Origin of the sequence: Acidovorax sp. 99 (assembly GCF_003096455.1) — a bacterium.
Lineage (GTDB): Bacteria > Pseudomonadota > Gammaproteobacteria > Burkholderiales > Burkholderiaceae_C > Acidovorax > Acidovorax delafieldii.
Genome location: NZ_QEKU01000001.1, coordinates 1,767,495 through 1,789,794, shown reverse-complemented (window position 1 = coordinate 1,789,794; position 22,300 = coordinate 1,767,495). Strand labels below are relative to the sequence as shown.

At 68.2% G+C, this 22,300-nt stretch carries 24 protein-coding genes; 12 read left to right on the top strand and 12 right to left on the bottom strand.

The window, feature by feature from the left end; translation table 11 throughout:
• Window positions 1-60 precede the first annotated feature (60 nt).
• Complete coding sequence (locus tag C8C95_RS08425; protein ID WP_116748273.1) at window positions 61-858, top strand: SDR family oxidoreductase; 798 nt, start codon at window positions 61-63, stop codon at window positions 856-858.
• Window positions 859-874: 16 nt separating this feature from the next.
• Here the strand turns inward: C8C95_RS08425 and C8C95_RS08420 are convergent, their stop codons facing one another.
• Complete coding sequence (locus tag C8C95_RS08420) at window positions 875-1,858, bottom strand: LysR family transcriptional regulator (protein WP_116750194.1); 984 nt, start codon at window positions 1,856-1,858, stop codon at window positions 875-877.
• A gap of 157 nt (window positions 1,859-2,015) precedes the next feature.
• Between C8C95_RS08420 and C8C95_RS08415 the strand changes: the two genes are divergently transcribed.
• Window positions 2,016-2,927 carry an oxidoreductase gene (locus tag C8C95_RS08415; RefSeq protein ID WP_116748272.1) on the top strand — a complete coding sequence of 304 codons (912 nt, stop codon included), beginning with the start codon at window positions 2,016-2,018 and terminating at the stop codon, window positions 2,925-2,927.
• Window positions 2,928-3,026: 99 nt separating this feature from the next.
• Here the strand turns inward: C8C95_RS08415 and C8C95_RS08410 are convergent, their stop codons facing one another.
• Both C8C95_RS08410 and C8C95_RS08405 read right to left on the bottom strand, forming a co-directional pair.
• Window positions 3,027-3,563, bottom strand: a complete 537-nt coding sequence (locus tag C8C95_RS08410; RefSeq protein WP_116748271.1) for a hypothetical protein — start codon at window positions 3,561-3,563, stop codon at window positions 3,027-3,029.
• A 50-nt stretch (window positions 3,564-3,613) separates the two neighbouring features.
• Window positions 3,614-4,342 carry an NIPSNAP family protein gene (locus C8C95_RS08405; RefSeq protein WP_116748270.1) on the bottom strand — a complete coding sequence of 243 codons (729 nt, stop codon included), beginning with the start codon at window positions 4,340-4,342 and terminating at the stop codon, window positions 3,614-3,616.
• 132 nt (window positions 4,343-4,474) lie between these two features.
• Between C8C95_RS08405 and C8C95_RS08400 the strand changes: the two genes are divergently transcribed.
• Window positions 4,475-5,455: a WYL domain-containing protein gene (locus C8C95_RS08400; RefSeq protein ID WP_110960831.1), complete on the top strand. Its 981-nt coding sequence runs from the start codon at window positions 4,475-4,477 to the stop codon at window positions 5,453-5,455.
• Window positions 5,456-5,466: 11 nt separating this feature from the next.
• On the opposite strand, the gene C8C95_RS24000 is transcribed toward C8C95_RS08400, so the two are convergent.
• A complete protein-coding gene (locus C8C95_RS24000; protein WP_116748269.1) occupies window positions 5,467-7,149 on the bottom strand; it encodes a methyl-accepting chemotaxis protein in 1,683 nt (560 codons plus the stop codon).
• Window positions 7,150-7,508: 359 nt separating this feature from the next.
• Window positions 7,509-8,174: a TetR/AcrR family transcriptional regulator gene (locus C8C95_RS08390; protein WP_116748268.1), complete on the bottom strand. Its 666-nt coding sequence runs from the start codon at window positions 8,172-8,174 to the stop codon at window positions 7,509-7,511.
• Between the two features lie 111 nt (window positions 8,175-8,285).
• Between C8C95_RS08390 and C8C95_RS08385 the strand changes: the two genes are divergently transcribed.
• From C8C95_RS08385 to C8C95_RS08360, 6 genes are all read left to right on the top strand, one after another.
• Entirely contained in the window at window positions 8,286-8,714 is a 429-nt protein-coding gene (locus tag C8C95_RS08385; protein WP_116748267.1) for a VOC family protein, read from the top strand.
• Window positions 8,715-8,758: 44 nt separating this feature from the next.
• The gene (locus C8C95_RS08380) at window positions 8,759-9,418 is read left to right on the top strand and encodes a glutathione S-transferase family protein (RefSeq protein ID WP_116748266.1); all 660 of its coding nucleotides are present in this window, start codon (window positions 8,759-8,761) and stop codon (window positions 9,416-9,418) included.
• A gap of 32 nt (window positions 9,419-9,450) precedes the next feature.
• Window positions 9,451-9,939: a DUF1579 domain-containing protein gene (locus C8C95_RS08375; RefSeq protein ID WP_116748265.1), complete on the top strand. Its 489-nt coding sequence runs from the start codon at window positions 9,451-9,453 to the stop codon at window positions 9,937-9,939.
• 149 nt (window positions 9,940-10,088) lie between these two features.
• On the top strand, window positions 10,089-11,534 hold the full coding sequence (locus tag C8C95_RS08370) for an MFS transporter (RefSeq protein WP_116748264.1): 1,446 nt from the start codon (window positions 10,089-10,091) through the stop codon (window positions 11,532-11,534).
• A 227-nt stretch (window positions 11,535-11,761) separates the two neighbouring features.
• On the top strand, window positions 11,762-12,841 hold the full coding sequence (locus tag C8C95_RS08365) for a pirin family protein (RefSeq protein WP_116750193.1): 1,080 nt from the start codon (window positions 11,762-11,764) through the stop codon (window positions 12,839-12,841).
• A gap of 161 nt (window positions 12,842-13,002) precedes the next feature.
• Window positions 13,003-13,479, top strand: a complete 477-nt coding sequence (locus tag C8C95_RS08360) for a peptidylprolyl isomerase (protein ID WP_116748263.1) — start codon at window positions 13,003-13,005, stop codon at window positions 13,477-13,479.
• 137 nt (window positions 13,480-13,616) lie between these two features.
• Here C8C95_RS08360 and C8C95_RS08355 read toward each other — a convergent pair whose 3' ends face one another.
• Window positions 13,617-13,943 carry a hypothetical protein gene (locus C8C95_RS08355; protein WP_116748262.1) on the bottom strand — a complete coding sequence of 109 codons (327 nt, stop codon included), beginning with the start codon at window positions 13,941-13,943 and terminating at the stop codon, window positions 13,617-13,619.
• Between the two features lie 85 nt (window positions 13,944-14,028).
• Window positions 14,029-14,967 carry a LysR family transcriptional regulator gene (locus C8C95_RS08350; RefSeq protein ID WP_116748261.1) on the bottom strand — a complete coding sequence of 313 codons (939 nt, stop codon included), beginning with the start codon at window positions 14,965-14,967 and terminating at the stop codon, window positions 14,029-14,031.
• Window positions 14,968-15,083: 116 nt separating this feature from the next.
• Here C8C95_RS08350 and C8C95_RS08345 point away from each other — a divergent pair, with 116 nt between their 5' ends.
• Together C8C95_RS08345 and C8C95_RS08340 are read left to right on the top strand one after the other, a co-directional pair.
• Complete coding sequence (locus C8C95_RS08345) at window positions 15,084-15,725, top strand: glutathione S-transferase family protein (RefSeq protein WP_116748260.1); 642 nt, start codon at window positions 15,084-15,086, stop codon at window positions 15,723-15,725.
• Entirely contained in the window at window positions 15,722-16,723 is a 1,002-nt protein-coding gene (locus C8C95_RS08340; RefSeq protein WP_116748259.1) for a pyridoxamine 5'-phosphate oxidase family protein, read from the top strand. Before C8C95_RS08345 ends, C8C95_RS08340 begins: the two co-directional genes overlap by 4 nt.
• On the opposite strand, the gene C8C95_RS08335 is transcribed toward C8C95_RS08340, so the two are convergent.
• The 4 genes from C8C95_RS08335 to C8C95_RS08320 form a co-directional block, all read right to left on the bottom strand.
• A complete protein-coding gene (locus tag C8C95_RS08335) occupies window positions 16,617-17,606 on the bottom strand; it encodes a TIGR03915 family putative DNA repair protein (RefSeq protein WP_243415653.1) in 990 nt (329 codons plus the stop codon). The genes C8C95_RS08340 and C8C95_RS08335 overlap by 107 nt on opposite strands.
• A gap of 15 nt (window positions 17,607-17,621) precedes the next feature.
• Window positions 17,622-18,896: a putative DNA modification/repair radical SAM protein gene (locus tag C8C95_RS08330; protein ID WP_116748258.1), complete on the bottom strand. Its 1,275-nt coding sequence runs from the start codon at window positions 18,894-18,896 to the stop codon at window positions 17,622-17,624.
• Window positions 18,897-19,032: 136 nt separating this feature from the next.
• The gene (locus C8C95_RS08325; RefSeq protein ID WP_116748257.1) at window positions 19,033-19,878 is read right to left on the bottom strand and encodes a class III extradiol dioxygenase family protein; all 846 of its coding nucleotides are present in this window, start codon (window positions 19,876-19,878) and stop codon (window positions 19,033-19,035) included.
• Window positions 19,879-19,997: 119 nt separating this feature from the next.
• Complete coding sequence (locus tag C8C95_RS08320) at window positions 19,998-20,348, bottom strand: protocatechuate 4,5-dioxygenase subunit alpha (protein WP_116748256.1); 351 nt, start codon at window positions 20,346-20,348, stop codon at window positions 19,998-20,000.
• Between the two features lie 76 nt (window positions 20,349-20,424).
• Here C8C95_RS08320 and C8C95_RS08315 point away from each other — a divergent pair, with 76 nt between their 5' ends.
• Window positions 20,425-21,348 (top strand): LysR family transcriptional regulator, encoded by a 924-nt coding sequence (locus C8C95_RS08315; RefSeq protein WP_116750192.1) that lies wholly within the window; start codon window positions 20,425-20,427, stop codon window positions 21,346-21,348.
• Window positions 21,349-21,357: 9 nt separating this feature from the next.
• On the opposite strand, the gene C8C95_RS08310 is transcribed toward C8C95_RS08315, so the two are convergent.
• Window positions 21,358-22,233 carry a type 1 glutamine amidotransferase gene (locus C8C95_RS08310; protein WP_116748255.1) on the bottom strand — a complete coding sequence of 292 codons (876 nt, stop codon included), beginning with the start codon at window positions 22,231-22,233 and terminating at the stop codon, window positions 21,358-21,360.
• Window positions 22,234-22,300 lie beyond the last annotated feature (67 nt).

Sequence of the window (22,300 nt, the reverse complement as noted above, 5' to 3'; positions counted from 1 at the left end):
GGTCTTCCTGGTTCGGTTGCGAACCATTTTCTGCATACATCTCGTTGGAGAAACAACACCATGTCTTCTGTGTCTGAAACATCCCTGGTCTCCGCCCCTTCATCGCCTGGTCGCCCGCTGGCGGGCAAGGTCGCGCTCGTCACCGGCGGCGCGCGCGGCATTGGCGCGGCCATCGTGCGGCGTCTGGCGCGCGACGGGGCGGCCGTGGTCTTCACCTACAGCAGCTCCGCAGCGCCTGCGCAGACGCTGGTGGCGGACATTGCTGCGAGCGGCGGCAAGGCCCTGGCCCTGCAGGCCGACAGCGCCGATGCCGTCGCCCTCACGCAGGCGGTGGACCGCGCCGCGCGCGAGCTGGGCCGCCTGGACATCCTCGTCAACAACGCGGGCGTCGCCATCGCGGGTGAGCTCAGCAGCTTTGCGCTGGCCGACTTTGACCACACGCTCAACGTCAACGTGCGCGCCGTGTTCGTAGCCACCCAGGCCGCCGTGCGCCACATGGGCCAGGGCGGTGCCTATGGCCGCGTGATCACCATCGGCAGCACCAACTCCGACCGCGTGCCATGGGCCGGATTCAGCGTGTACGGCATGAGCAAGGCCGCCATCGTGGGCCTGACCAAGGGCCTGGCGCGCGACCTGGGCCCGCGTGGCATCACGGTGAACAACGTGCAGCCCGGCCCCGTGAACACCGACATGAACCCCGCTGACGGCCCCATGGCGGGCGACATGCACGGCCTGATGGCCCTGAACCGCCATGCCCACCCCGACGAGATCGCGGGCATGGTGGCGTATCTGGCCGGCCCGGAGTCGGGCATGGTGACGGGGGCGAGCTTGCTGATCGACGGCGGGTTTGCGGCCTGAACGGTCAGCACGGCACTCACTGCGTGGGCTTTCGCGTCCGGGGTTTTTTCTGTACAGCCGGGCCGTGGGTCGCCAGCTCTTTGGGTGTGAGCAGGTAGGCGGGGTTGTTGGCCACCATCTCCACCGCCAGGTCGATGAAGGCCCGCGCGCGCGCAGGCAGCGCCGTGCGGCTGCCGTAGTACACGTAGAGCGCCAGGTGCTGCGCCACATGCTGGGGCAGCAGCGGCACCAACTGGCCGTTGCGCACCAGCGGCGCGGCCGTCACGCCCACCAGCTGGCCCACCGCGTGGCCGCCCAGCACCGCACGGGCCTCCACCTCGATGTCGTTGGTGCAGAAGGTGGGGTGGATGGTGCGCGCCACGATGTCGTCGCCCACCTGGAACTCCCAGGGCATGGGCTTGCCGGTGGACGCATGGCGAAAGCCGCTGCAGCGGTGCTGCGCCAGGTCATCGATGCTGGCCGGCGCACCGTGGCGTGCGATGTAGGCGGGCGCAGCGCACACGATGAGCTGCAGCGTGAGCAGCCGCCGCGCCACCACGCCACCCTCGGGCGGGTAGCCCGAGCGGAAGCCCACGTCCACGCGGTCTTCCACCCAGTTGCCGATGCGGTCGTCCAGCTGCACATCGGGCTCCACCAGCGGGTGGCGGCGGCAGAACTCGTGCAGCACCGGCCAGATCACCTCCAGCAGGATGGAGCGCGGCGCCACGATGCGCAGCGGCCCCGCCATTGCCTCGCGCCCGCGCTGCGCGCCCTGCACCGCCTGCTGCAGCGTGGCCAGGCCCGGCTGCGCCGACGCCAGGAACTGGCGCCCTTCTTCGGTCAGGCTCAGGCTGCGCGTGGTGCGGTGGAACAGTCGCACGCCCAGGTGCGATTCGAGCTGCACCAGCAGCTGGCTGGACGCCTGCGGCGTGATGCCCTGTGCGGCCGCCGCCTGGCGCAGGCTGCCCAGCTCGGCGGCCTTGACGAAGTTGGCGATGGCGCGCAGTTCATTGATGGCCATGGTGGACAGGCATTGTGCGGGGCGGCTGCGTGGTGGATTGGCAAGCATTGCTTGCGAATGAATCCATAGATTATGGGCTAGTCGCATGGCAATGGCTTGCCTAAAGTTCATCGCCATGGGCACCGCCCATTGCTCAACACCACCTCAAGGACCAACCATGAATGCCGCACACACCACCCCCACCACAGCCATTCCCACCACCCGTTCTTCGTACCCCCGCGTCTGGCTGATCACCGGCGCCTCGCGTGGCATCGGCGCGCGCATTGCCGAGGCTGCGCTGGCCCAGGGCGATGCCGTGGTCGCCACATCACGCGATGCCGCATCGGTCGAAAAGCGCTTGGGCGCACACGATGCCCTGCTGCCCCTGGCGCTGGACGTGACCGATGACGCCCAGGCCCGCCATGCCGTAGGCGCGGCGCTCGACCGCTTTGGCCACATCGACGTGCTGGTCAACAACGCAGGCTACGGCTTGCTCGGCGCGGTGGAAGAGGCCACCGCCGACGAGGTGCGGCGCCTGTACGACACCAACGTGTTCGGCCTGCTGCATGTGACCCGCGCCGCGCTGCCCGCCATGCGCGCGCGCCGCGCCGGGCATGTGGTCAACATCTCGTCGCTGGGCGGTGTGCAGTCGGCCGCCGGGTTTGGTCTGTACTGCTCCACCAAGTTTGCGGTCGAGGGCATCACCGAGGCGCTGCATGCCGAACTGGCGCCGCTGGGCATCCACGCCACGGTGGTGGAGCCGGGGTACTTCCGCACCGAGTTTCTGGACAGCGCCTCACTGGCCGTGTCGCCCCGGGTGCTGGACGACTACACCGAGAGCGCCGGTGCCGTGCGCGAAGCCGCCCGCCGCATCAACCTGAACCAGCCCGGCGACCCGGTGCGCCTGGCCCAGGCCGTGATGCAGCTGGTGGCCAGCCCCACGCCGCCGCTGCGCCTGCCGCTGGGCACGGACACGCTCCAAACCATCGCCGACAAACATGCCTTTGTGGCAAAAGAGACGGCGCAGTGGCGTGCGGTGGCGGCGTCCACAGACTTCCCGGTGCAGGAAGCCGCGCTTCAGGCGGCGTGAGTCCCTGCTCCTCTTGGGGTAGCTGGCAGCACCCTGCCATCAGGCGGCAGGGGCTGTTGGGTCTCCCATTTTTGGGCCGGTGCTGGGGGCTGACCACGCTCACACAGGCCGTGCAAACTCCATCACCCAGTTCACCTCCCAGGTCGCGCCGCCATCGTTCGAAAACGCCTGCTGCCAGCGCGGGGCGCCGGTGTGCATCTGCGACCACTCGAAGCGCACGCGCACCGGGCGGCCCTCGAACAGCTCCTCGCCTTCAAACAGGCCCACACCGCCCTGGAAACCACCCACCACTGGCGGCAGCAGCAGGCCATTGGCCGGGTCCAGGCCGCCCGTGAGGTTGTCCAGCCAGTAGATGCTCCAGCGCTGCGTCACGGGGTTGAACACACGCAGTGCCATGCCCACGTAGCCGGGATTCCAGGCCAGCGGTGTGAAGGTGTCGAAGTTGCCGATGCCACCGGGCAATGGGTGGGCGGTGCCCGTGGCGTCAAAAACCTCCCAGTCGTGGCAGCCCGCGAGCCTGCGCACCAGGCGCGTGTTGCGAATGCGCCAGGGGCCCATGAGAAAGTCGAAGTCGCGCGCGGCGCTGGGCGCCACGGTGGGCGACGGGATGGGAATGAGGCGGGCTGGGGTGGACATGGTGGGGCTCCGGGGTGGTTGGTGCGTCAGGGGAGAGGTGTGCGGGTGCGTCACGCATGCAGTGCCGAGCGCGCGGTCGGCTGCAGGCGCAGCACCTCGGGCGCTGCCGCCAGCCAGGGGGCGAGACCGGGCCCCACGTCGCGCGCCCAAGCGCCGCTGTCGGCAAACGACTGCAACGCAGCCTCGTCGCCAAACAGGGCCAGGCCCACCAGCACGGGTTCGCCTTCGCGCACCGGCAGGCGGGCAAAGGTGTTGGGGCTGTGCTCGGTGCAGAACCAGGCGAGCTGGCGCGCGCCGCCACGCAGCAGGGTGGGTGCCATGCGGTGGCGGCAGAAGTCCAGTAGCGGTGGTGTGGCGGGCTCCCGCAAAGGGAACGTGGTGAGCTGCAGGACGCCGGCGGCTGCACCCTGGGTACCGGGCTCCGGCCGCGCGTGCTGCGGCAGGCCGGCCGTGGCGCCGGGCCAGGCCGGGCGGAGCAGGTGCACGTTGTCCGAATCGATCATGGTTGCATTGGCGGCGTGGCGGTGTGCCGCCCACACGGGGCCGCCATAAAAGCCCTCCAGCGCGCGGTGGCGCGCCGGCATGTCGGCAAAGCCACGCAGCCAGACGAACTGGTCGGGCCGGTCCAGGTCGCGGAACTGGCCCAGCACGCGCATGCCCTGCGCCTCCTGGGTTTCCACAAACTCCCGGTCGAACAGGTCGATGAGCACTTCGCGCTGCTGGGGGTGCAAGGTGTATTGGCGCAGTTCGACGATGGCGTGGGGATCGGTGGTTGGCATGGGGGCTCCTGAAAGATGGGGCAAGAAGGCAAAGACAGAGCGGCAGTGTGTGCTGCTATACCTGCCAACCCATGGCAGGTATTTGCGCTATCTTTGGCCTTCTGCCTTTTTGCACCGCCCCTGCCAAAGCCCATGCGCGCCAGCCGTTTGTTGTCACTCCAGATGCTGCTGGAAACGCGCGGCCGCATGAGCGCGCAGGCATTGGCCGAGGCGCTGGAGGTGTCGGTGCGCACGCTGTACCGCGACGTGGACCAGCTCAGCGCTGCAGGCGTGCCCATTTATGCCGAGCGCGGGCGCAACGGGGGTTTTGCGCTGCTGCCGGGCTGGAAGACCACGCTCACGGGCCTCACGCCGTCGGAGGCGCAGGCCGTGTTCTTGAGTGGCCTGCCCGGCCCTGCGCAGGACCTGGGTCTGGGCGGCGATGTCGCGGGCGCGCGTCTGAAGCTGCTGGCCGCACTGCCCGCCGCCTGGCGCGACGACGCGCAGCGTGTCAGCACCCGCCTGCACCTGGACCCGGTGGACTGGTACCGCGAGAGCGACCCCACACCGCACCTGCCCACCGTGGCGGCCGCCGTGTGGAGCGGCCACCAGATCACCCTGCGCTACGAGGGCTGGGCGCGCACGGCAGAGCGCACCGTGAGCCCGCTGGGCCTGGTGCTGAAAGCGGGCGTGTGGTACCTGGTGGCTTTGCCTATGGGAGCCGACGCGCGCGGGCCACGCACCTACCGGGTGTCGAACATCCTCGCGGCCACGACGCTCGACCAACCGGCCAAGCGCCCCGCACGCTTTGACCTGCCCGGCTACTGGGCTGCGTCGATCCGGCGTTTTGAGTCAGGCCTGTACACGGGCGAGGCCACACTGCTGGCCACACCCGAAGGGCTGCGGGGCCTGCGCGCGCTCAGCAGCGCGGTGGCGCGTGCGGTGGCTGCCGCTCCACCGTCGCGCCGCAAGGATGGCCGCACGTCCGTGACGATCCCCATCGAGTCGGTGGAGCATGCCTGCGGGCAGCTGATGCGGCTGTCGCCGCAGGTGGAAGTGTTGCGGCCCGTGGCGTTGCGTCGCGCGCTGGTGGCGCGGGTGCAGGCCACAGCGCGGCTGTACGGCGCGCTGTAGCGGTGCCCTGACTAAGCGGCGGTCAGCGCCTTGGGGAACGGAGCCCGAACGCCCAGGGGCTGCATCTTCACGGCGCCTGGCCGCTGCTGGGGCGGGCGCTGCACATCTGCCACGGTGCGCACGGGCTCTTCCACGCGGAACACCGCCACCGATTCCACCAGGCCATGGGCCTGCTGGTTCAGTGTGTGGGCGGCGGCGGCCATCTGTTCCACCAGCGCTGCGTTTTGCTGGGTGGACTGGTCGAGCTCGGCCACTGCGTTGCCGATCTGCCCGATGCCTGCGCTCTGTTCGCGCGTGGCGGCGCTGATTTCACCGATCAGGTCGGCCACGCGGTTCACCTCGCCCACGATCTCGGTCATGGCGGAGCCTGCGGTGTGCGCCAGTGCCGACCCTGTCTCCACCTTCTCCACGCTGGCCTCGATGAGCGACTTGATTTCCTTGGCCGCTTGCGCGCTGCGCTGGGCCAGCGTGCGCACTTCGCTCGCCACCACCGCAAAGCCCCGGCCCTGCTCTCCGGCACGGGCGGCTTCCACGGCAGCGTTCAGCGCCAGGATGTTGGTCTGGAACGCAATGCTGTCGATCACGCCGATGATGTCGCCAATGCGGCGCGAGCTGGTTGTGATGTCGTCCATGGTGCTGACCACCCGCGCCACCACCGTGCCGCCGTGTTCTGCGGCCGCGCGCGCGGCCGATGCAAGCTGGGCCGCTTGTTGCGCGGTGTCGGCGTTCTGCTGCACCGTGGCGGTCATTTCTTCCATGGAGGCTGCGCTTTGTTGCAGGTTGCCGGACTGCTGCTCGGTGCGGTGCGACAGGTCTGCATTGCCCGTCGCAATCTCCTGAGAGCCCGCCTCAATGGTCGTGGCCGATGCGCGCACGCGCCCCACGATACTGGCCAGCGCGACCTGCATGTCCCCCAGCGACGCAAGCACACTGTCGGCGGGCGCCGTGGCGCTGCCGGACACGGTGCCCAGGTCGCCCGACGCAACGCGCCGTGCTGCGGCGCTGAGCTGCACCGGGTCTGCGCCCAGAGACCGCATGAGGCTGCGGTTGATGAGCGCAGCCAGCACCGTGGCCGCCAGGATCGACACCACGGTGGCCAGGATGAGCAGGAGGCGCTTGTTGCCGAACTTTTCGGCCGCGTGGCTGATTTCCTGGTCTGCGGAGGCCGCCACGGCTTGCGTGTAGGCGGACGTGGTGCTGATCAGCTGCTTGAGCAGTGGCTGGCATTCGGCATTCATCTTGGCGATCGCCTCGTCCTTCTTGCCGTCCCGTGCCAGGCCCACAATGGCCAGCGCCACGGGCCCGTAGCTGCGCTCGATGGTTTGCAGTTGCTCGAACAGCTCGCGCTCCCTTGCGGGCACCTGTGCGGCGTTGGCCACGGCCTGGCGCAGTTCTGCCATCTTGGTCTGCACGCGCTCGTGCGCGGCCGTCACGGCCAAGGTCTCTGCCTGCAGGTCTGCCGCGCTGGTCAGCAGGATCAGGTTGCGGGCCGCAATGGCGCGTGCATTGGCGGCCGCCTGGATGTCGCGCGCCAGGCCACCCCGGTGGAATTCATTGCCCACGAAGCGCTGGAAGTCTTCGCGCGCGTCGCCCAGGCTGCGCAGCGACAGGAGGGCAACGGCGATCAATATCGCGATCAATACAGAAAAGGCAAACGCCAGCTTTTGGGTGACGGTTCTTTGGTGAAAAGCCATGGAAAGTCCGGGTGGGTGTCATGCACGGCCGAGGTGCCGTCTGACCGGCTGGCAAACGGGTGCCAGCCAGAGGATGGGTGATGCGCGCAGTGCTTTGTAACCGCGCGTATCAATTTGTGAATTGTCGGTCACAAAGCGCCACGGCCGTGTAGGCCCAGTTCGACAACCTGCGCCGCCACAGGGAATCCGTCCTTGTTACAAATCAGCGAATGGGTATCCGTGCTAGGGAACGAAAGGTGGGCCGCCCCGGCCCGCCCACGCGTATGCGCGCCGGAGTGGGGCGACCGATACCGCTGGCAACGGAGCCGCGAGCCAGGGCCATGCAGAGGCTGTGGGTGGGGCCTGGTGAGGCCGCGCGCTTACAGCCCCCGTTCCACCATATCCAGCAGGCGCTGGCCCAGCAGGTCCAGCATCTGCTGGGGCGTGCCGCGCAGCGGCCCGTCGATGGCGAGCAGCGCCATGCCGTGCACGGTGGACCAGGCCAGGTATTCGGCGCCCGGGCGGCGCGCGGGCGGCAGGGCGCCAGCGGTCACCAGGTCGTCCAGTGCAGCGCTCAGGTGCTGGAAGGGGTTGAGCCCTGTGGCGCCGCCCATGGCCGGGTCGGGCGTTTGCTGCACCGTGAAGCGGCCGCCGAACGCGGTGCGAAAGAGCCCCGTCTCGGCGTGCGCGAACCGCAGATAGCCCGCACCCACGGCGCGCACCTTGGCGTGGGCCCGCTCGGTGGGCGTGCCGGTGGCGGGCACCAGGGCCAGCTCGGCCTCCATCGACCGCGCGGCGGCCGCCACAGCTGCGGCACGCACGGCACCCAGCAGGTCGTCGCGGTTGGCGAAATGGCGGTAGGCCGCATTGGGCGCCACCCCTGCACGGCGCGTGGCCTCGCGCAGCACCACGGCATCGGGCCCGCCCTGGCGCGCCAGTTCAATGCCCGCGTCCAGCAGCGCGCGGTGCAAATCCCCGTGGCGATAGGTGCTGCGTGCGACAGGTGTGCGGGAGGTGGCGGCCTTGTTGCGGGTGCTTACGGTCATGGATCGTTCGGATGTGGACACTGTCCATTATCTTTGCTATTGTTTGTGGACGGTGTTCACAATTGCACGCCGAGGTGTTCACTGGCCCGCCAACCCTCCCGAGGAGATCCCATGAAAGTCGAGTCCTACCTGATGTTCGAAGGCCGCTGCGATGAAGCGCTGGAGTTCTACCGCCGCGCCCTAGACGCCCAAGTCACCATGCTCATGCGCTACAAGGACAACCCCGAGCCTGCCGCTGGCGAGGGCTGCGCCGATGGCAGCGGCCCGGGCCCCACGCCCGAGATGGTCATGCACGCCTCGTTCACCGTGGGCGACACGCAGATCATGGCGTCGGACGGCATGGGCTCGGGCCACGCGAACTTCCAGGGCATCTCGCTGGCGCTGAGCCCCGCCAATGCGACCGATGCCAAACGCTATTTCGATGCGCTGGCCGAAGGCGGCAAGGTGCAGATGCCGCTCACCAAGACCTTTTTCTCGCAGGCGTTTGGCATGGTGGCTGACCGCTTTGGCGTGCCCTGGATGGTGGTGGCCCCTGAATGAGTGCAACCGCCATCACTACCACCGACTCCCCCACAGGAACCCGCATGCTCGCTCTCTATGGCCACCCTTTTTCGTCCTACACCCAGAAGGTGCTGACCGCGCTGTACGAGAACAGGACACCGTTCGAACTGCTCAATCTTGACCCCGCAGAGCCCGTCAGCCATTCCGCCGACTGGTTGCGCCACTGGCCGCTGGCCAAGTTTCCGGTGCTGGTGGACGGAGGCCGCACAGTGGTGGAAAGCAGCATCGTGATCGAGCACCTGCAGCTCGCGCACCCGGGGCCCGTGCCGCTGATTCCCGCCGACCCCCGGGCGGCACTGGACGTGCGGTTCATGGACCGCTTCTTTGACCTGCACGTGATGGCCCCGGTGCAGCACGCGGTGAATGCCGCGCTGACCGGCAACGCCGAGCGCAAGGCAGAAGGCGTGGCCTGGGCTGCGGAGAAGCTGGAGAAAGCCTACGCCTGGCTGGAGGGCATGTGGGCAGGGCGCACCTGGGCGGCGGGCGAGCCGTTCTCGCTGGCCGACTGCGAGGCGGCGCCCTCGCTGTTCTATGCCGACTGGACGCACCCCATCGCAGCCACCTACCCGCAGCTGCGCGCCTACCGTGCCCGGCTGCTGGCACGCCCCTCGTTTGCACGCGCGGTGGAAGGCGGGCGCCCCTACCGCCACTACTTTCCGCTCGGGGCGCCCGACCGCGACTGAGCGCTCGCCCACCACATCACCAGGAGACCCCCATGATGAACCCCGAACCCCACGCCATGCACCGCTGGCTGCAGCAGCTGCTGGGTGACTGGACCTGCGAGTCGCTGGCCGACATGGGCCCGGGCGAACCCCCCGCGCACAGCCGGGGCACTGAACATGTGCGCGCACTGGGCAGCCTGTGGGTGCTGTGCGAAGGGACGGGCTCCATGCCCGGCGGGGGCGGCGAGGCCCGCATGCTGATGACACTGGGCTACGACCCGGACCAGCAGGCGTTTGTCGGCACCTGGGTGGGCTCGATGATGACGCATATGTGGGTGTACCGTGGCACGCTGGATGCCGACCAGAAGGTGCTGACGCTGGAGACCGAAGGCCCCAGCTTCAAGGCCGACGGCGCCACCATGCGCTACCGGGACGTGATCACCCTGGTCAGCGCCAACGAGCGCACGCTCACCTCATTCGGCCAGCAGCCGGACGGCAGCTGGAAGCAGTTCATGCAAGCCAAGTACACGCGAACCCCCTGAGCCGCTGCGCGGCTTCCCCCTGGAGGGGGACGCAACCGCTGGACTGGCGGAGCCAGCTCCACAGGCGCACTGGCATGGCACTCCGCCAAGCGTAGGCGCAACGCGCGTGACACACTGCGCTGTCCATCTCTTCTGATTTCCGCTGTCCCATGACCCTCCGCATCGAAGGCCGCGCACGCTGGCCCGCACTCATCCTGCTGTGCCTGGGCGAGCTGATGATCGTGCTCGACACCACCATCGTGAATGTCGCGCTGCCCAGCATCAAGGCCGACCTGGGCTTTACCGAAACCTCGTTGGTGTGGGTGGTCAACGCCTACATGCTTACCTTTGGCGGCTGCCTGCTGCTGGGTGGGCGGCTGGGCGATCTGTACGGCCACCGGCGGCTGTTCCTGGCGGGCATCACGCTGTTCACCATCGCATCGCTGGCCTGCGGGCTGGCCAATACGCAGGGGCTGCTGGTGGCGGCGCGCGCGGTGCAGGGCGTGGGCGGCGCGGTGGTGTCGGCCGTGGCGTTGTCGCTCATCATGAATCTGTTCACCGAGCCCGGCGAGCGTGCGCGCGCCATGGGTGTCTACGGCTTTGTGTGTGCCGGGGGCGGCAGCATTGGGGTGCTGTTGGGCGGGGTGCTCACCAGCGCGTTGAGCTGGCACTGGATCTTTCTGGTCAACATCCCCGTGGGCGTGGCCATCTACCTGGCCTGCCTGGCGCTGCTGCCGGGCGGCAAGGGGCAGGCCCACGGGCAGCGGCTGGACGTGGCGGGCGCCGTCACCATCACCGCGTCGCTGATGCTCGCGGTGTACGCCATCGTCAACGGCAACGCGGCCGGGTGGACCTCGCTGCAGTCGCTGGGGCTGCTGGGGGCGGCGGTGGCACTGCTGGCGGCGTTTTTGTTCATCGAGTCGCATGTGGCTGCGCCGCTGGTGCCCCTGCCGCTGCTGCGGCTGCGCAACCTGGCCATCTCCAACGTGGTGGGCGTGCTGTGGGCGGCGTCGATGTTTGCGTGGTTCTTTCTGTCGGCGCTGTACATGCAGCTGGTGCTGGGCTACGACGCCATGCAGGTGGGCCTGGCGTTCCTGCCGTCCAACCTCATCATGGCGGGCTGCTCGCTGGGGCTGTCGGCCTGGGTGGTGATGCGTTTTGGCATTTGCCGCACGCTGGGCTGGGGGCTGCTGCTGGCGGCGGTGGGTCTGGCCCTGTTTGCACTCGCGCCCACCGAGGGGCGGTTTGTGATCCACGTGCTGCCCGGCATGCTGCTGCTGGGCGTGGGCGCCGGCATTGCGCTCAACCCGCTGCTGCTGGCCGCCATGGGCGATGTGAAGCCCGAAGACTCGGGGCTGGCCTCAGGGGTGGTGAACACCGCGTTCATGATGGGCGGTGCGTTGGGGCTCGCCATTCTGGCCAGCCTCGCAGATGCCCGCACCGACCAACTGCGCCAGGCCGGGGCCAGTGTGCAGCAGGCGCTCAATGCGGGCTACCAGCTGGCGTTCTGGGTGTCGGCGCTGTGTGCGCTGGTGGCGGCCGGGCTGGGCGGCTTCGTGTTGCGCCCGGCATCGCCGCCCTCAGCCGCTGCGCCTTCCCATCCGGGTGCCGTGTGAGAAGAAGGTTTGCTATCTAGTTGATAGCTGCTCAGGCATGTTGCACTAGCGCATGCGGCCGATTTGGCTTGAAATGGTGGCGCAAGCTGTGTGCGCACGTCGTGCGGCACTGTCCTGTACGCCGCACCGCACTGTTCCACCCAGCGCACTTCTGAAAGCGGCCTCTGGCCTTATCTTTGGCAGGCGTGCTGCCCGATAGCCGGTGGCGCAAACCCAAGGAGCCCTTGATGTCGTCCTCCCCCACCGTGTCTTCGTCGGCCGCCAGCCTGCCCGTCGTGCAGGCCCAGGCGCTGGGTCCGCTGTGGCCCACGATGGACCCGTTCCTGTTCTGCGCCCACCATGACGACGCCTACCCCGCCGGCAACGGCGCGTTTGCGCCCGCCGTGTCGCTGGAGGGCCGCCAGATCGGCAGCGACTTCAGCCGCAAGGACGGCTGGAGCATGTACCACGGCGACACCGTGCCCGGCTTTCCGGGCCACCCGCACCGGGGCTTTGAAACCGTCACCCTGGTGCGCAAGGGCCTCATCGACCATTCCGACTCGCTGGGCGCCGCCGCGCGCTTCGGCGGGGGTGATGTGCAGTGGGTCACGGCGGGCAAGGGCATTGTCCATTCAGAGATGTTCCCCCTGCTCAACGCCACCGAGCCCAACCCGCTGGAGCTTTTCCAGATCTGGCTGAACCTGCCCGCGAAGAACAAGATGGTGGAGCCGCACTTCACCATGCTGTGGAACGAGCGCATTCCGCGCCTGGTGCACCACGACGACGCGGGCCGTGCCACCACGGTGACCGTGGTGGCGGGCGCCCTGCCCGGCGCGCCCGCGCCCCTGTCGCCGCCACCCGAGTCCTGGGCTTCGCAGCCCGAGGGCGATGTGGCCATCTGGACGCTGCGCATGGACCCTGGCGCGCAGTGGACGCTGCCCGCCGCGCGCGGCCAGGGCACGCGCCGCATGCTGTACTTCTTTGTGGGCGACAGCCTGCGCGTGGGCCCGCAGGACGTGGGCCAGCACGCCGCGCTGGAGCTGGTGGCCGGGCAGGACTGGCAGCTGACCAACACCGGCGCCACGCCGCTGGAATGCCTGCTGCTGCAGGGCCAGCCCATCGCCGAGCCCGTGGCGCAGTACGGCCCGTTTGTGATGAACACACAGGCCGAGATCATGCAGGCCATGAACGACTACCGCCGTACCCAGTTCGGCGGCTGGCCCTGGCCCGACCAGGACCCGGTGCACGGCACCGAGGCGCGGCGTTTTGCGCGCTACCCCGGCCAGACCGAGGAAGAGCGCCCAGCCGAGGCCCCGGCGGGCGCATAGGGTTGTTCACCAGGCCCTGCCAAGCTTTCACGGGGCGCTACGGCAGCCGTGCGGCGCCTCGTGGACAATCCGGGGTTTCGTTCTGACCCGCGCGGCGGCTGGTGGCATACCCCTGCCAGCCCCGCGTCGATTCTTCACCGCCTGAAAGCGCAAGCACCACCATGGCCACCACCATCACCAAAGACTCCGCCGTCACCATCACCTACAAGGTCACCACCCCCCAGGGCAAGCCGCTGGATGCGGGGCACCTGTCGTACCTGCACGGTGGCTACGAAAACATCTTCCCCAAGGTCGAGGCCGCACTCGAGGGCCAGGCCGTGGGCTTCAGCACCACGCTGCAACTAGCGGTGGAAGACGCCTTTGGCGCGCGCGATGAAAGCCTGGTGCGCACCATTCCCAAAAGCGAGTTCCCGCCCGGCGTGAAGGTCGGCGGCCAGCTGCAAGGCGTGGGCAACGACGGCCAGCCCGCTGTGTTCAACGTGGTCAAGATCAAGGGCCCCGAAGTGCACCTGGACGGCAACCACCCGCTGGCAGGCCAGGCGTTGACCTTCAGCTGCAAGGTCACCGAAGTGCGCGCCGCCAGCCCTGAAGAAATTGCGCACCGCCATGTGCACGGTGCGCATGGCCACCACCATTGATGGTTGCTCGCCAGCATGGGGCTGGTGACGCCCTCAGACCCTGCTGAACCAGTCATCTGCGCCGGCGCCCGGTAGCGGATACCCAGGCACAAAAAAGCCCGCATTGCGGGCTTTTTTGTTCGGTGAAGCGTCGTGAATTACTTGGCTGCTTCAGGCTTGGCAGCGTCGGCTTTTTTCTCTGCCGTTGCCTTGGTCTTCTTGGCCTTCGCCTTCTTCTCTGCCTTCTTTTCTGCAGGGGCCGACGCGGTGGCGGTTGGCGTTACTGCGGGCTTGGCTTCGGCTTTGACCGCTGGTGTGGCGGGCGTGGCTGGAGTCGCTGGGGTGGCAGGCATGGCCGATGTGGCAGGGGTCGCAGGCGCCGCGGCCTTCGCGGGGGTTGCTGGCGTTGCGGGGGCCGCAGGGGCTTGGGCAAACGATGCGGTCACAAAGAAACCAGCGAGCAGGGCAGCGAGGAGCTTGTTCATGAGAAATCCTTTCAGATCGGATAACCGCCCGACACAGCGTCGGACTTAGCTATGCAACGGGCCTCGCCGGTGGCGCGATGACAGGTTACGAAGTCATTGGCAACAAGGCGTTACCGCGCCCCAGGCCACGTCCGTTCAGCACCGGCTCCTTGCCCAGGCGCTCGCGCGCCCATTCCACAAACGCGCGCACTTTCGCCGGGGCCCGCCGCCCTGCGGGGTACACGATGTGCACGGGCACAGGGGGCAGTTCGTGCTCGGCGAGCACGATGCGCAGCCGCCCGGCGCGCAGGCTGGCTGCGGCCTGGTAAGCGAGGCAACGGGTCAGGCCGATGCCTGCCTCTGCGGCGGCAATGTCCACCTCGTTGCTGTTGCTGATCCAGGTGAACTGCGGCTGGCCGGTGGCGCCATCGCGAAACTTCCAGGGCGCTGGCGTGCGTGCGTCAAACGCGAAGCCGATGGCGCGGTGGTTGCTCAGGTCTGCAGGGTGGCGTGGCCTGCCGTATTGCGCCAGGTAGGCGGGTGACGCCACCACCAGGCGGCGCAGCGCGCCCACCTGCACCGCAGTGAGGCCCGAGTCGGGCAGGGGCGCGATGCGGATGGCCACGTCCATGCCTTCATCGAGCAAATGCACCAGCCGGTTGACGAACAGCGTGCGCACCTGCACGCGCGGCTGGGCCTGCAAAAAGCCCTGCACGATGGGCGCCACATGCTGGATGCCGAACATCTGCGGTGCCGTGATGGACAGCAGCCCCTGGGCCTCGGCCTGTGCACCGCTGGCGGCCTGCTCGGCCTCGTGCAGGTCGTTCAAGAGGGGACGGCAGTCGTGCAAGAAGCGCTCGCCCGCCTCGGTCAAGCGCACCATGCGCGTGCTGCGCTGGAACAGCAGCACACCCAGCCGCGCCTCCAGCGCCGCAATGGCGCGCGTGACGGCCGTGGCCGAGCAGCCCAGCCGCCGCCCCGCCACGGCAAAGCCGCCAGCGTCCGCCACGGCCACAAAACAGCGCAGGGTGTCGAGATAGTCCATGCGACCCATTATTGCGGATACCGCAATTATGAAAAGCGGTGATTGATTATTCACATCGCGGCTTGCAATAGATATCGTCGAGCCATCTTTTCACTCACACCCGACGAGGCTTCACGATGTTCCCCACCACCCCGCTCCAGCTGTACCGCATGCCCATCTCGGGCCATTGCCATCGCGTGGAGCTGATGCTGTCCCTGCTCGGCTTGCCCTATGAACTGATTGATGTGAATCTGCTGCGCGGCGAACACCAGCGCGCGGAGTTTCTGGCACTCAACCCGCTGGGCCAGGTGCCCGTGCTGGTGGACGCGGGCCAGGTGCTGAGCGACAGCAATGGCATCCTGGTGTATCTGGTGCAGCGCTACGCCCCCGGCAGTGCCTGGCTGCCACAAGACGCCGTGGGGCAGGCGCAGCTGCAGCGCTGGTTCAGCCTGGCGGCGGGCTTTCTGGCGCCGGGCATTGGGGGGCCGCGCTTTGCGACGTTGACGGGCCGTGCCGTGAACGAGGTGGCGCAGGCCACCGGCAAGCGCCTGCTCACCTTCATGGAGGACGAACTGCAGGGGCGGGCCTGGTTGCTCGGGGGCACTGCGCCCAGCCTGGCCGATGTGGCCATGGTCAGCTACACCTCGCAAGCCCACCTGGCGGGGCTGTCGCTGGATGCCTACCCGCGCATTGCGGCCTGGGTGGCGCGCATGCAGGCCTTGCCGGGCTACCCGGTGCTGGCCGACCAGCTGCCCACTGCCGAGCAGGTGGCGGCATGACAGCCCCCGTGCCCGCTGCATCGGTTGGGGTGCCGGTGCCGCCCGAGGCATTCCACCCCGGTGAGCAGGCCCTGCAGGCGCGCGTGGGCGTGCGCGAGCGCATGGCGGCCGTGGGGGCCATGGTGTTGCGCGACCACATGCCCGACCAGCACCGCGAGCTGTTTGAAAAGCTGCCCACCTTGCTGCTGGGGACGTTGGATGAACAAGGCCAGCCGTGGGCCACGATGCTTGCCGGACCGCCCGGGTTTGTGCACACCCCCGATGCGCAGCGCATGCAGATCGCGACCGCGCCGGATTCCAAGGACCCGGTGCTCGCACGCCTGGCGCCAGGTGCGGCCGTGGGCGTGCTGGGGCTGGAGCCGCACACGCGGCGGCGCAACCGCATGAACGGGCGGGTGGCAGCGTTTGGCGATACCGGCCTGGGCGTGCAGGTGGTGCAGAGCTTTGGCAACTGCCCCAAATACATCCAGGCGCGGCAGCCAGGCCTGCGCGCTGCGCTGGTCGCTCCGGGCCCGGTGCAGTGGCTGGGGGCCGGACTGGACGCCGACGCCATCGCGCGCGTGCAGCGTGCCGACACCCTGTTCATTGCCAGCGCCTCGGCGCCACGCCCTGGTGCCGGGCACAGCGAAGGCGTAGATGTATCGCACCGGGGCGGTGAGCCGGGCTTTGTGCAGGTGGCGCACACGGAGGCCGGCGTGGTGCTGAGCCTGCCGGACTACCCTGGCAACCAGTTCTTCAACACCCTGGGCAACCTTGCGCTGCACCCGCTGGCAGGCTTGCTGGTGGTGGACTATGAAGAGGGCGGTTTGCTGCACATTGCCGCACAGGCCGAGGTGCTGTGGGACCGCGCAGCGCGTAATGCCTGGCCCGGCGCACAGCGTGTGCTGCGGCTCACGGTGCTGCGCGCCCTGTGGCGGCCGCAGGTGCTGCCGTGGCGCTGGACACCGCCGGTGTCGGCCCCTCAGTTCCGGGTGATGCGCGAGGCAGCGCTGGACTGAGTGGGGCACCACCAGCGGGCCGCGCACGGGGTGCCGTTGTCCCCGCGATGCGCCTGCGCGGCACGGTGGCCTCAGCCTCCACCATCTTGGCGCTGCGCTCGTGTGCTGTCTGCGCCAGCTCTGTGATGAGCGCGGCCTCGGGCAGGTTGTGCCAGTAGCGCGTGGGCATCTCCTTTTTCATCATGGCCAGCTTGAGCCGCGCGGGGTTGAAGATGTGGCGGTAGTAGGTGAGCCACAGCGCCTCGCCTGCGTCGGGCGGCGGCGCATCGCTGCGCTGCGCGCCGGGGCCGGTGTGCAGCTGCTGGCCGTCCCAGCGCACGCTGGCGTCGGGGGTGAGGATGGCCCAGCGCATTTGCGTGAAGCGGCGGATGAAGAAGCCCGCGTTGGCCACGGTGATGTAGTGGTCGGGCTCGAACCAAGCCATGTGCAGGGTCTGGCCGTCGGGTTCCACCACGGGCCGGAAGCGCAGAAAGGCGTGCATCTTGTGGATGTCCCGCCGCACGCTGCGGACCATGTGGTGGGCCAACATGCGGTCGGCGTCCAGCGGGTCGTGTCGCGCGCTGTCGGCTTCATGGCCGCCCTGCGCCATGCGCCACAGCAGGCGGTACATCAGCGCAAAGCGGCCCGGGTCGCGGTGCAGGATGAGCTGCTCGCACAGGTGCACAAAGTCGGGCGGTACGCGCAGCGGCGGCGCATCGGAGGCTGGGCTGGGCCAGGTGTCGCTGGCTGCAGGCTCGGGCGCGAACAGGTCTTCAGCGGCATCCGCCTGGCAGCGCCAGTCCACAGTCTGCGGAGGCACGTTGGCTTGCACCAGGGCGCGTGCCGCTTGGCGAAAACCGGGCCAGTCGGTGGCGTGGTCCAGCGTGATGGTGTGGCGCTGCATCCGTGCCGTTCCAGCTCAGAACAGGCTGCGCTGCACCGGCGGCGGCGTCAACTGCGCGGCGAGGTCAGCGGCGTCCAGCGCACGGCCGGGGCGGTAGTCGGCCGCCTCCACAAAGGGCAGCACTTTCCTGAGCGGCACATGCAGCCGCGCCAGGTCCGCATGCCGCAGGCAGCGCACGCGGCGCGCGGCCAGCAGGCGGTCCACCGTCTGCACACCAAACCCGGGCACGCGCAGCAGCAGTTCGCGCGGCGCGGTGTTGAGGTTGACCGGAAAACGCTCGCGGTGCGCCAGGGCCCAGGCCAGCTTGGGGTCCATGTCCAGCGCCAGCATGCCCTGCTGAGATGTCGGCACGATCTCGTCGTGGGTGAAGCCATAAAAGCGCATCAGCCAGTCGGCCTGGTACAGCCGGTGCTCGCGCACCGTGGGTGGCGCGGCCAGCGGCAGGGCGTGGGCGGCGTCGGGGATGGGGCTGAAGGCTGAGTAGTACACGCGCCGCAGCTGGTGCGCGCCATACAGCCGCGCGCTGGTGGCGAGGATGATGCGGTCGCTGGTGGCATCGGCTCCCACGATCATCTGCGTGCTTTGCCCGCCTGGCGCGAAGTGCGGAACGCTGGCGCGGCGTGTGGTGCGCGACTGCGGCATGGACACGATGGGCTGTGCAGCCTGCTCCTTGCGCGCGGCGCGGGATTCGCCAATGTGCACCGCCATGCGGGCCATGGACCGGTCGATGGCGGCGCTGTTTTTCTCAGGGGCCAGCGCCTTCAGGCCTTCGGCCGTGGGCAGCTCGATGTTGATGGAGAGGCGGTCGGCATAGCGGCCGGCGCGTTCCATCAGCTCGGGCGACGCGTCGGGAATGGTTTTCAAGTGGATGTAGCCGCGAAAGTCGTGCTCCTCGCGCAGCACGCGGGCCACCTCCACCACCTGCTCCATGGTGTAGTCGGGGCTCTGGATGATGCCGCTGGACAGGAACAGCCCCTCGATGCAATTGCGGCGGTAGAAATCGAGCGTGAGCTGCACCACCTCATCGACCGTGAAGCGCGCGCGGGACACGTTGCTGGTGACACGGTTCACGCAGTACAGGCAGTCGTACTGGCAGAAGTTGGTGAGCAGAATCTTGAGCAGCGAGATGCAGCGCCCGTCCGGCGCATAGCTGTGGCAGATGCCCATGCCCTCGGTGGACCCCATGCCGCGCCCGCCCACGGAGTTGCGCGGCGCAGCACCGCTCGATGCACACGAGGCGTCGTACTTGGCGGCGTCGGCCAGGATGGCGAGTTTGGACTGTAAATTCACTGGATGAATTTACAGTATTTTGATTGTCTGACGCCAGCCTGGGGTCAAGCGATAGCGGCAATATGCTCCTGATTTAATAGCTGCAAGCGCATGAAAATCATGCGCTTGAAGCCAAAATCACCTGAAAATTGCTGGATTACACCGTTTCGAGGGCCATCACCGCCGTGGCCGTGTTCGAAATGGGGATGTGATAGTTGCTGTGCACCCGCCGCACGCCCGCGCTGGCGGTGGACAGCGCCCCGCGCATCGCCAGCCACATCAGCAGTTCCACGCCCTGGGTGCCGGTCTTTTCCACCAGTTCGTGCACGCTGAACTGCGTGGCCCATTCGGGGTTGGTGGTCAGGCTCTCGATGAACTGCAGGTCAAACGCCTTGTTGATAAAGCCTGCGCGCTCGCCGTCGAGCTGGTGACTCAGCCCGCCCGAGGCAATCACCGCCACCTTCTTGCTGCGGTCCCAGCTCTGGATCGCCTGGCCCACGGCCTTGCCCAGCGCGTAGCAGCGCTTGGCTGAGGGCAGCGGGAACTGCACGGTGTTGATGCAGACCGGTACCACCGTCACGGGGCAATCGCCCTCGGGCCAGAAGAGCTTGAGCGGCAGCGTGCAGGCGTGGTCCACCAGCATCTCCTGGCAGGTGGTGACGTCAAACTCCTGATCGATCAGCGTGTTGATGAGGTGCCAGGACAGGTCCACCTCACCCGGGAAGGGTGGCAGCGTGGGGATGCCCCAGCCTTCGTCGGCGTTGTGGTATTGCGCCGCCGCACCCACGGCAAAGGTGGGCATCTTGTCGAGGAAGAAATTCAGGCCGTGGTCGTTGTAGAACATCACCACCACGTCCGGCTTCTTCTCGCCCAGCCACTGGCGAAGGGGCGGAAAGCCGTCGAAGAAGGGCTTCCAGTAAGGCTCGTTTTGCAGGCCCTTGTGGATGGCGTTGCCAATGGCCGGAATGTGTGAGGTGCCGAGGCCGCCGATGAGTTGTGCCATGTCGTTTTCCTGATGAAGGTTGTTGTGGCGTGTGTTGCTCAGGCGGCGCCAGGCCGCCCCAAGCCGCCTGCGGCCCCCTTGGGGGGCAGCGAACCACACGCAGTGGGGAGCGTGGGGGCTCAGTCTTTGCCTGCTGCGACCAGCATGGCCTTGAATTCGTCTTTGGTCATGCCCGTCTGCTGCGCGCCGATGTCCTGCATGTCCAGCTTGAAGATGCCCGCGAACTTGGCCAGGTAGTAGGCGTTGCCGCCCGCAGCAATCAGCTGCAGCACGTTCTTGGCGCGGATGGCGGCGGCCTGCTGTTCGTTCAGGCCGTACTTGCGCATGTACGCCTCTTCGTCGGCCAGAAAGGCCTTGCGGTTGGCCTCGTCGTTGAACGAAAAGCACATCTTGTTCAGCGCATAGCCCTTGCGGGCCTGGTCGCCATCGAACGGCGTGGTGCCGGGGATCGGGGGGTTGCGGGAAGGCATGGAAGTCTCCGGGTCTTGATGTAAGTCAGCCCGCAGTGTCGCGACGGCATTGCCAAAGATGAAGGGGCCCAAGATCATCGAATGCATGAGCAAATTCGATGGATCACAGCTGGACGGGCACCTGCTGAAGCTGCTGCTGGCGGTGCTGGAGACGGGCAGCATCACGGCGGCGGCCGAGCGCCTGGGCGTCACCCAGTCGGCGGTGAGCCACTTGCTCGACAAGCTGCGCGCCATCACCGGCGACCCGCTGTTTGTGAAGCGCGGGCGCGGCATCGTGCCTACCGCACGCGCCGAGGCCCTGGCCCAGCCCGCGCGCGACATGCTGCACCAGATGCAGTTGTTTGCCCAAGGGGCAGAGTTTGATCCAGCAGCGTGGCAGACCGAGCTGACCATCGCCGCCAACGACTTCCAGCGCGATTTGCTGCTGCCCGCGCTGGCCGCGCGCCTGCGCAGCGCCGCACCGGGCGTCACGCTGCGCATCGTGCCCAGCGGCGCGCCCAGCGCCGAGCTGCTGCGCTCGGACGCGTGCCAGCTCGTCATCAGCCCTCGCCCACCCGAGGGCACCGACATCGTGCAAAAGCGCCTGTTTGAAGACCAGTACCGCGTGTTCTACGACGCCAGCGTGCGCAGCGCCCCTGCCTCCGAGGCCGACTACCTGGCTGCCGACCACGCCACCGTGGCCTATGAGGCGCACCGGGGGCTGGACCTGGACCGGCAACTGGAAGCACGTGGCGTGCGCCGCCGCCTGGTGGTGCGCGTGCCGGGCTTTGCCGCGCTGCCCGCGTTTGTGCGGGGCACCTCGCTGCTCACTACAGCGCCGTCGCTGATGGGGCGCACCGCGTTGGCCGCGCTGGCGGGCGTGCCGGTGCCCGTGGCTTGCCCCAGCCTGCCCATGTACCTGATCTGGCATGTGCGCTACCAGCAAGACGCGGCACACCGCTGGCTGCGGGCGCAGCTGCAAGAGGTCTTGGCCGCTGTGTTGCCTGTGGAAGGAGCCTGACCCGTAGGGTCAGTCGCGCTCCCGTGACAGCACCTTGCGCAGCCGCCGCGCCGCCCGTTCCCGCAACGAAGGCACGGGGCGCAGCACCGGCCGTGGGTGGGCCTTGGCCTGTTCGCAGGCCGCCAGAAAGTCATTCAGGATGGCCGTGTCATCCAGCGTGTCTGAACCCTGCTTGTGGAACTCCGGATGCCATTGCGTGGCGGCGATGTAGCCGCGCCCTGGCGCAGGCTTGAGGCGAATCGCCTCGGGCACGCCATCGGGTTCGCTCAGTGCCTCGACCACAAATTCCGGCGCCACCCGCTTGATGCCCTGGTGGTGGATGCTGTTGACCCGGGCACGTGGCATGTTGGGGTACAGCTTGGCCAGGTGCGAGTCCGGCAGGATCTGGATGTCGTGGAAGTGCTGGTCGTAGGTGGTGGCGTTGCGGTGCTGCTGCGCGCCGGGGTGCTGGGTCTCGATGTCCTGGTACAGCGCGCCGCCAAAGGCCACGTTGATGAGCTGCAGGCCCCTGCACACTCCAAAGATGGGCTTGCCGACCTGGGCAAAGGCTTTGACCACGGCCAGGTCGTACAGGTCGCGCACGCGGTCACCCACCCACTCGTCGCGCAAAGGCTCTTCGCCATAGTTGCCCGGCCACACATCGGCGCCACCGTGCATCACGATGCCGTCCAGCCATTCGGCGTAGTGGTCCAGCGTGACGTCGCCGCGCGCGGTCTCGCCCGTGGGGCAGGGCACCATCACCACCATGGCACCCGCCGACATGAGCCAGTGGGCGATGGACTGTTCGACGTACTGCAGCGTCTTGCCCGTGAACAGCGGGCGTGCAGGGTCGGCGTGTTGAAAGCAGGCGGACAGGCCAATCTTGAGGCGGGGGGCAGCAGGCATGGGGGAAAGCTCCGGGCAGCGCTTGTGCGCGTGATTCCTGCAGTTGTAGCACCGCACCCCCTGTGGC

Bases quoted from the DNA above. Each gene is read 5' to 3' on its own strand.
- C8C95_RS08425 (WP_116748273.1), top strand. From the start codon at position 61: ATGTCTTCTGTGTCTGAAACATCCCTGGTCTCCGCCCCTTCATCGCCT.
- C8C95_RS08420 (WP_116750194.1), bottom strand. From the start codon at position 1,858: ATGGCCATCAATGAACTGCGCGCCATCGCCAACTTCGTCAAGGCCGCC.
- C8C95_RS08415 (WP_116748272.1), top strand. From the start codon at position 2,016: ATGAATGCCGCACACACCACCCCCACCACAGCCATTCCCACCACCCGT.
- C8C95_RS08410 (WP_116748271.1), bottom strand. From the start codon at position 3,563: ATGTCCACCCCAGCCCGCCTCATTCCCATCCCGTCGCCCACCGTGGCG.
- C8C95_RS08405 (WP_116748270.1), bottom strand. From the start codon at position 4,342: ATGCCAACCACCGATCCCCACGCCATCGTCGAACTGCGCCAATACACC.
- C8C95_RS08400 (WP_110960831.1), top strand. From the start codon at position 4,475: ATGCGCGCCAGCCGTTTGTTGTCACTCCAGATGCTGCTGGAAACGCGC.
- C8C95_RS24000 (WP_116748269.1), bottom strand. From the start codon at position 7,149: ATGGCTTTTCACCAAAGAACCGTCACCCAAAAGCTGGCGTTTGCCTTT.
- C8C95_RS08390 (WP_116748268.1), bottom strand. From the start codon at position 8,174: ATGACCGTAAGCACCCGCAACAAGGCCGCCACCTCCCGCACACCTGTC.
- C8C95_RS08385 (WP_116748267.1), top strand. From the start codon at position 8,286: ATGAAAGTCGAGTCCTACCTGATGTTCGAAGGCCGCTGCGATGAAGCG.
- C8C95_RS08380 (WP_116748266.1), top strand. From the start codon at position 8,759: ATGCTCGCTCTCTATGGCCACCCTTTTTCGTCCTACACCCAGAAGGTG.
- C8C95_RS08375 (WP_116748265.1), top strand. From the start codon at position 9,451: ATGATGAACCCCGAACCCCACGCCATGCACCGCTGGCTGCAGCAGCTG.
- C8C95_RS08370 (WP_116748264.1), top strand. From the start codon at position 10,089: ATGACCCTCCGCATCGAAGGCCGCGCACGCTGGCCCGCACTCATCCTG.
- C8C95_RS08365 (WP_116750193.1), top strand. From the start codon at position 11,762: ATGTCGTCCTCCCCCACCGTGTCTTCGTCGGCCGCCAGCCTGCCCGTC.
- C8C95_RS08360 (WP_116748263.1), top strand. From the start codon at position 13,003: ATGGCCACCACCATCACCAAAGACTCCGCCGTCACCATCACCTACAAG.
- C8C95_RS08355 (WP_116748262.1), bottom strand. From the start codon at position 13,943: ATGAACAAGCTCCTCGCTGCCCTGCTCGCTGGTTTCTTTGTGACCGCA.
- C8C95_RS08350 (WP_116748261.1), bottom strand. From the start codon at position 14,967: ATGGACTATCTCGACACCCTGCGCTGTTTTGTGGCCGTGGCGGACGCT.
- C8C95_RS08345 (WP_116748260.1), top strand. From the start codon at position 15,084: ATGTTCCCCACCACCCCGCTCCAGCTGTACCGCATGCCCATCTCGGGC.
- C8C95_RS08340 (WP_116748259.1), top strand. From the start codon at position 15,722: ATGACAGCCCCCGTGCCCGCTGCATCGGTTGGGGTGCCGGTGCCGCCC.
- C8C95_RS08335 (WP_243415653.1), bottom strand. From the start codon at position 17,606: ATGCAGCGCCACACCATCACGCTGGACCACGCCACCGACTGGCCCGGT.
- C8C95_RS08325 (WP_116748257.1), bottom strand. From the start codon at position 19,878: ATGGCACAACTCATCGGCGGCCTCGGCACCTCACACATTCCGGCCATT.
- C8C95_RS08320 (WP_116748256.1), bottom strand. From the start codon at position 20,348: ATGCCTTCCCGCAACCCCCCGATCCCCGGCACCACGCCGTTCGATGGC.
- C8C95_RS08310 (WP_116748255.1), bottom strand. From the start codon at position 22,233: ATGCCTGCTGCCCCCCGCCTCAAGATTGGCCTGTCCGCCTGCTTTCAA.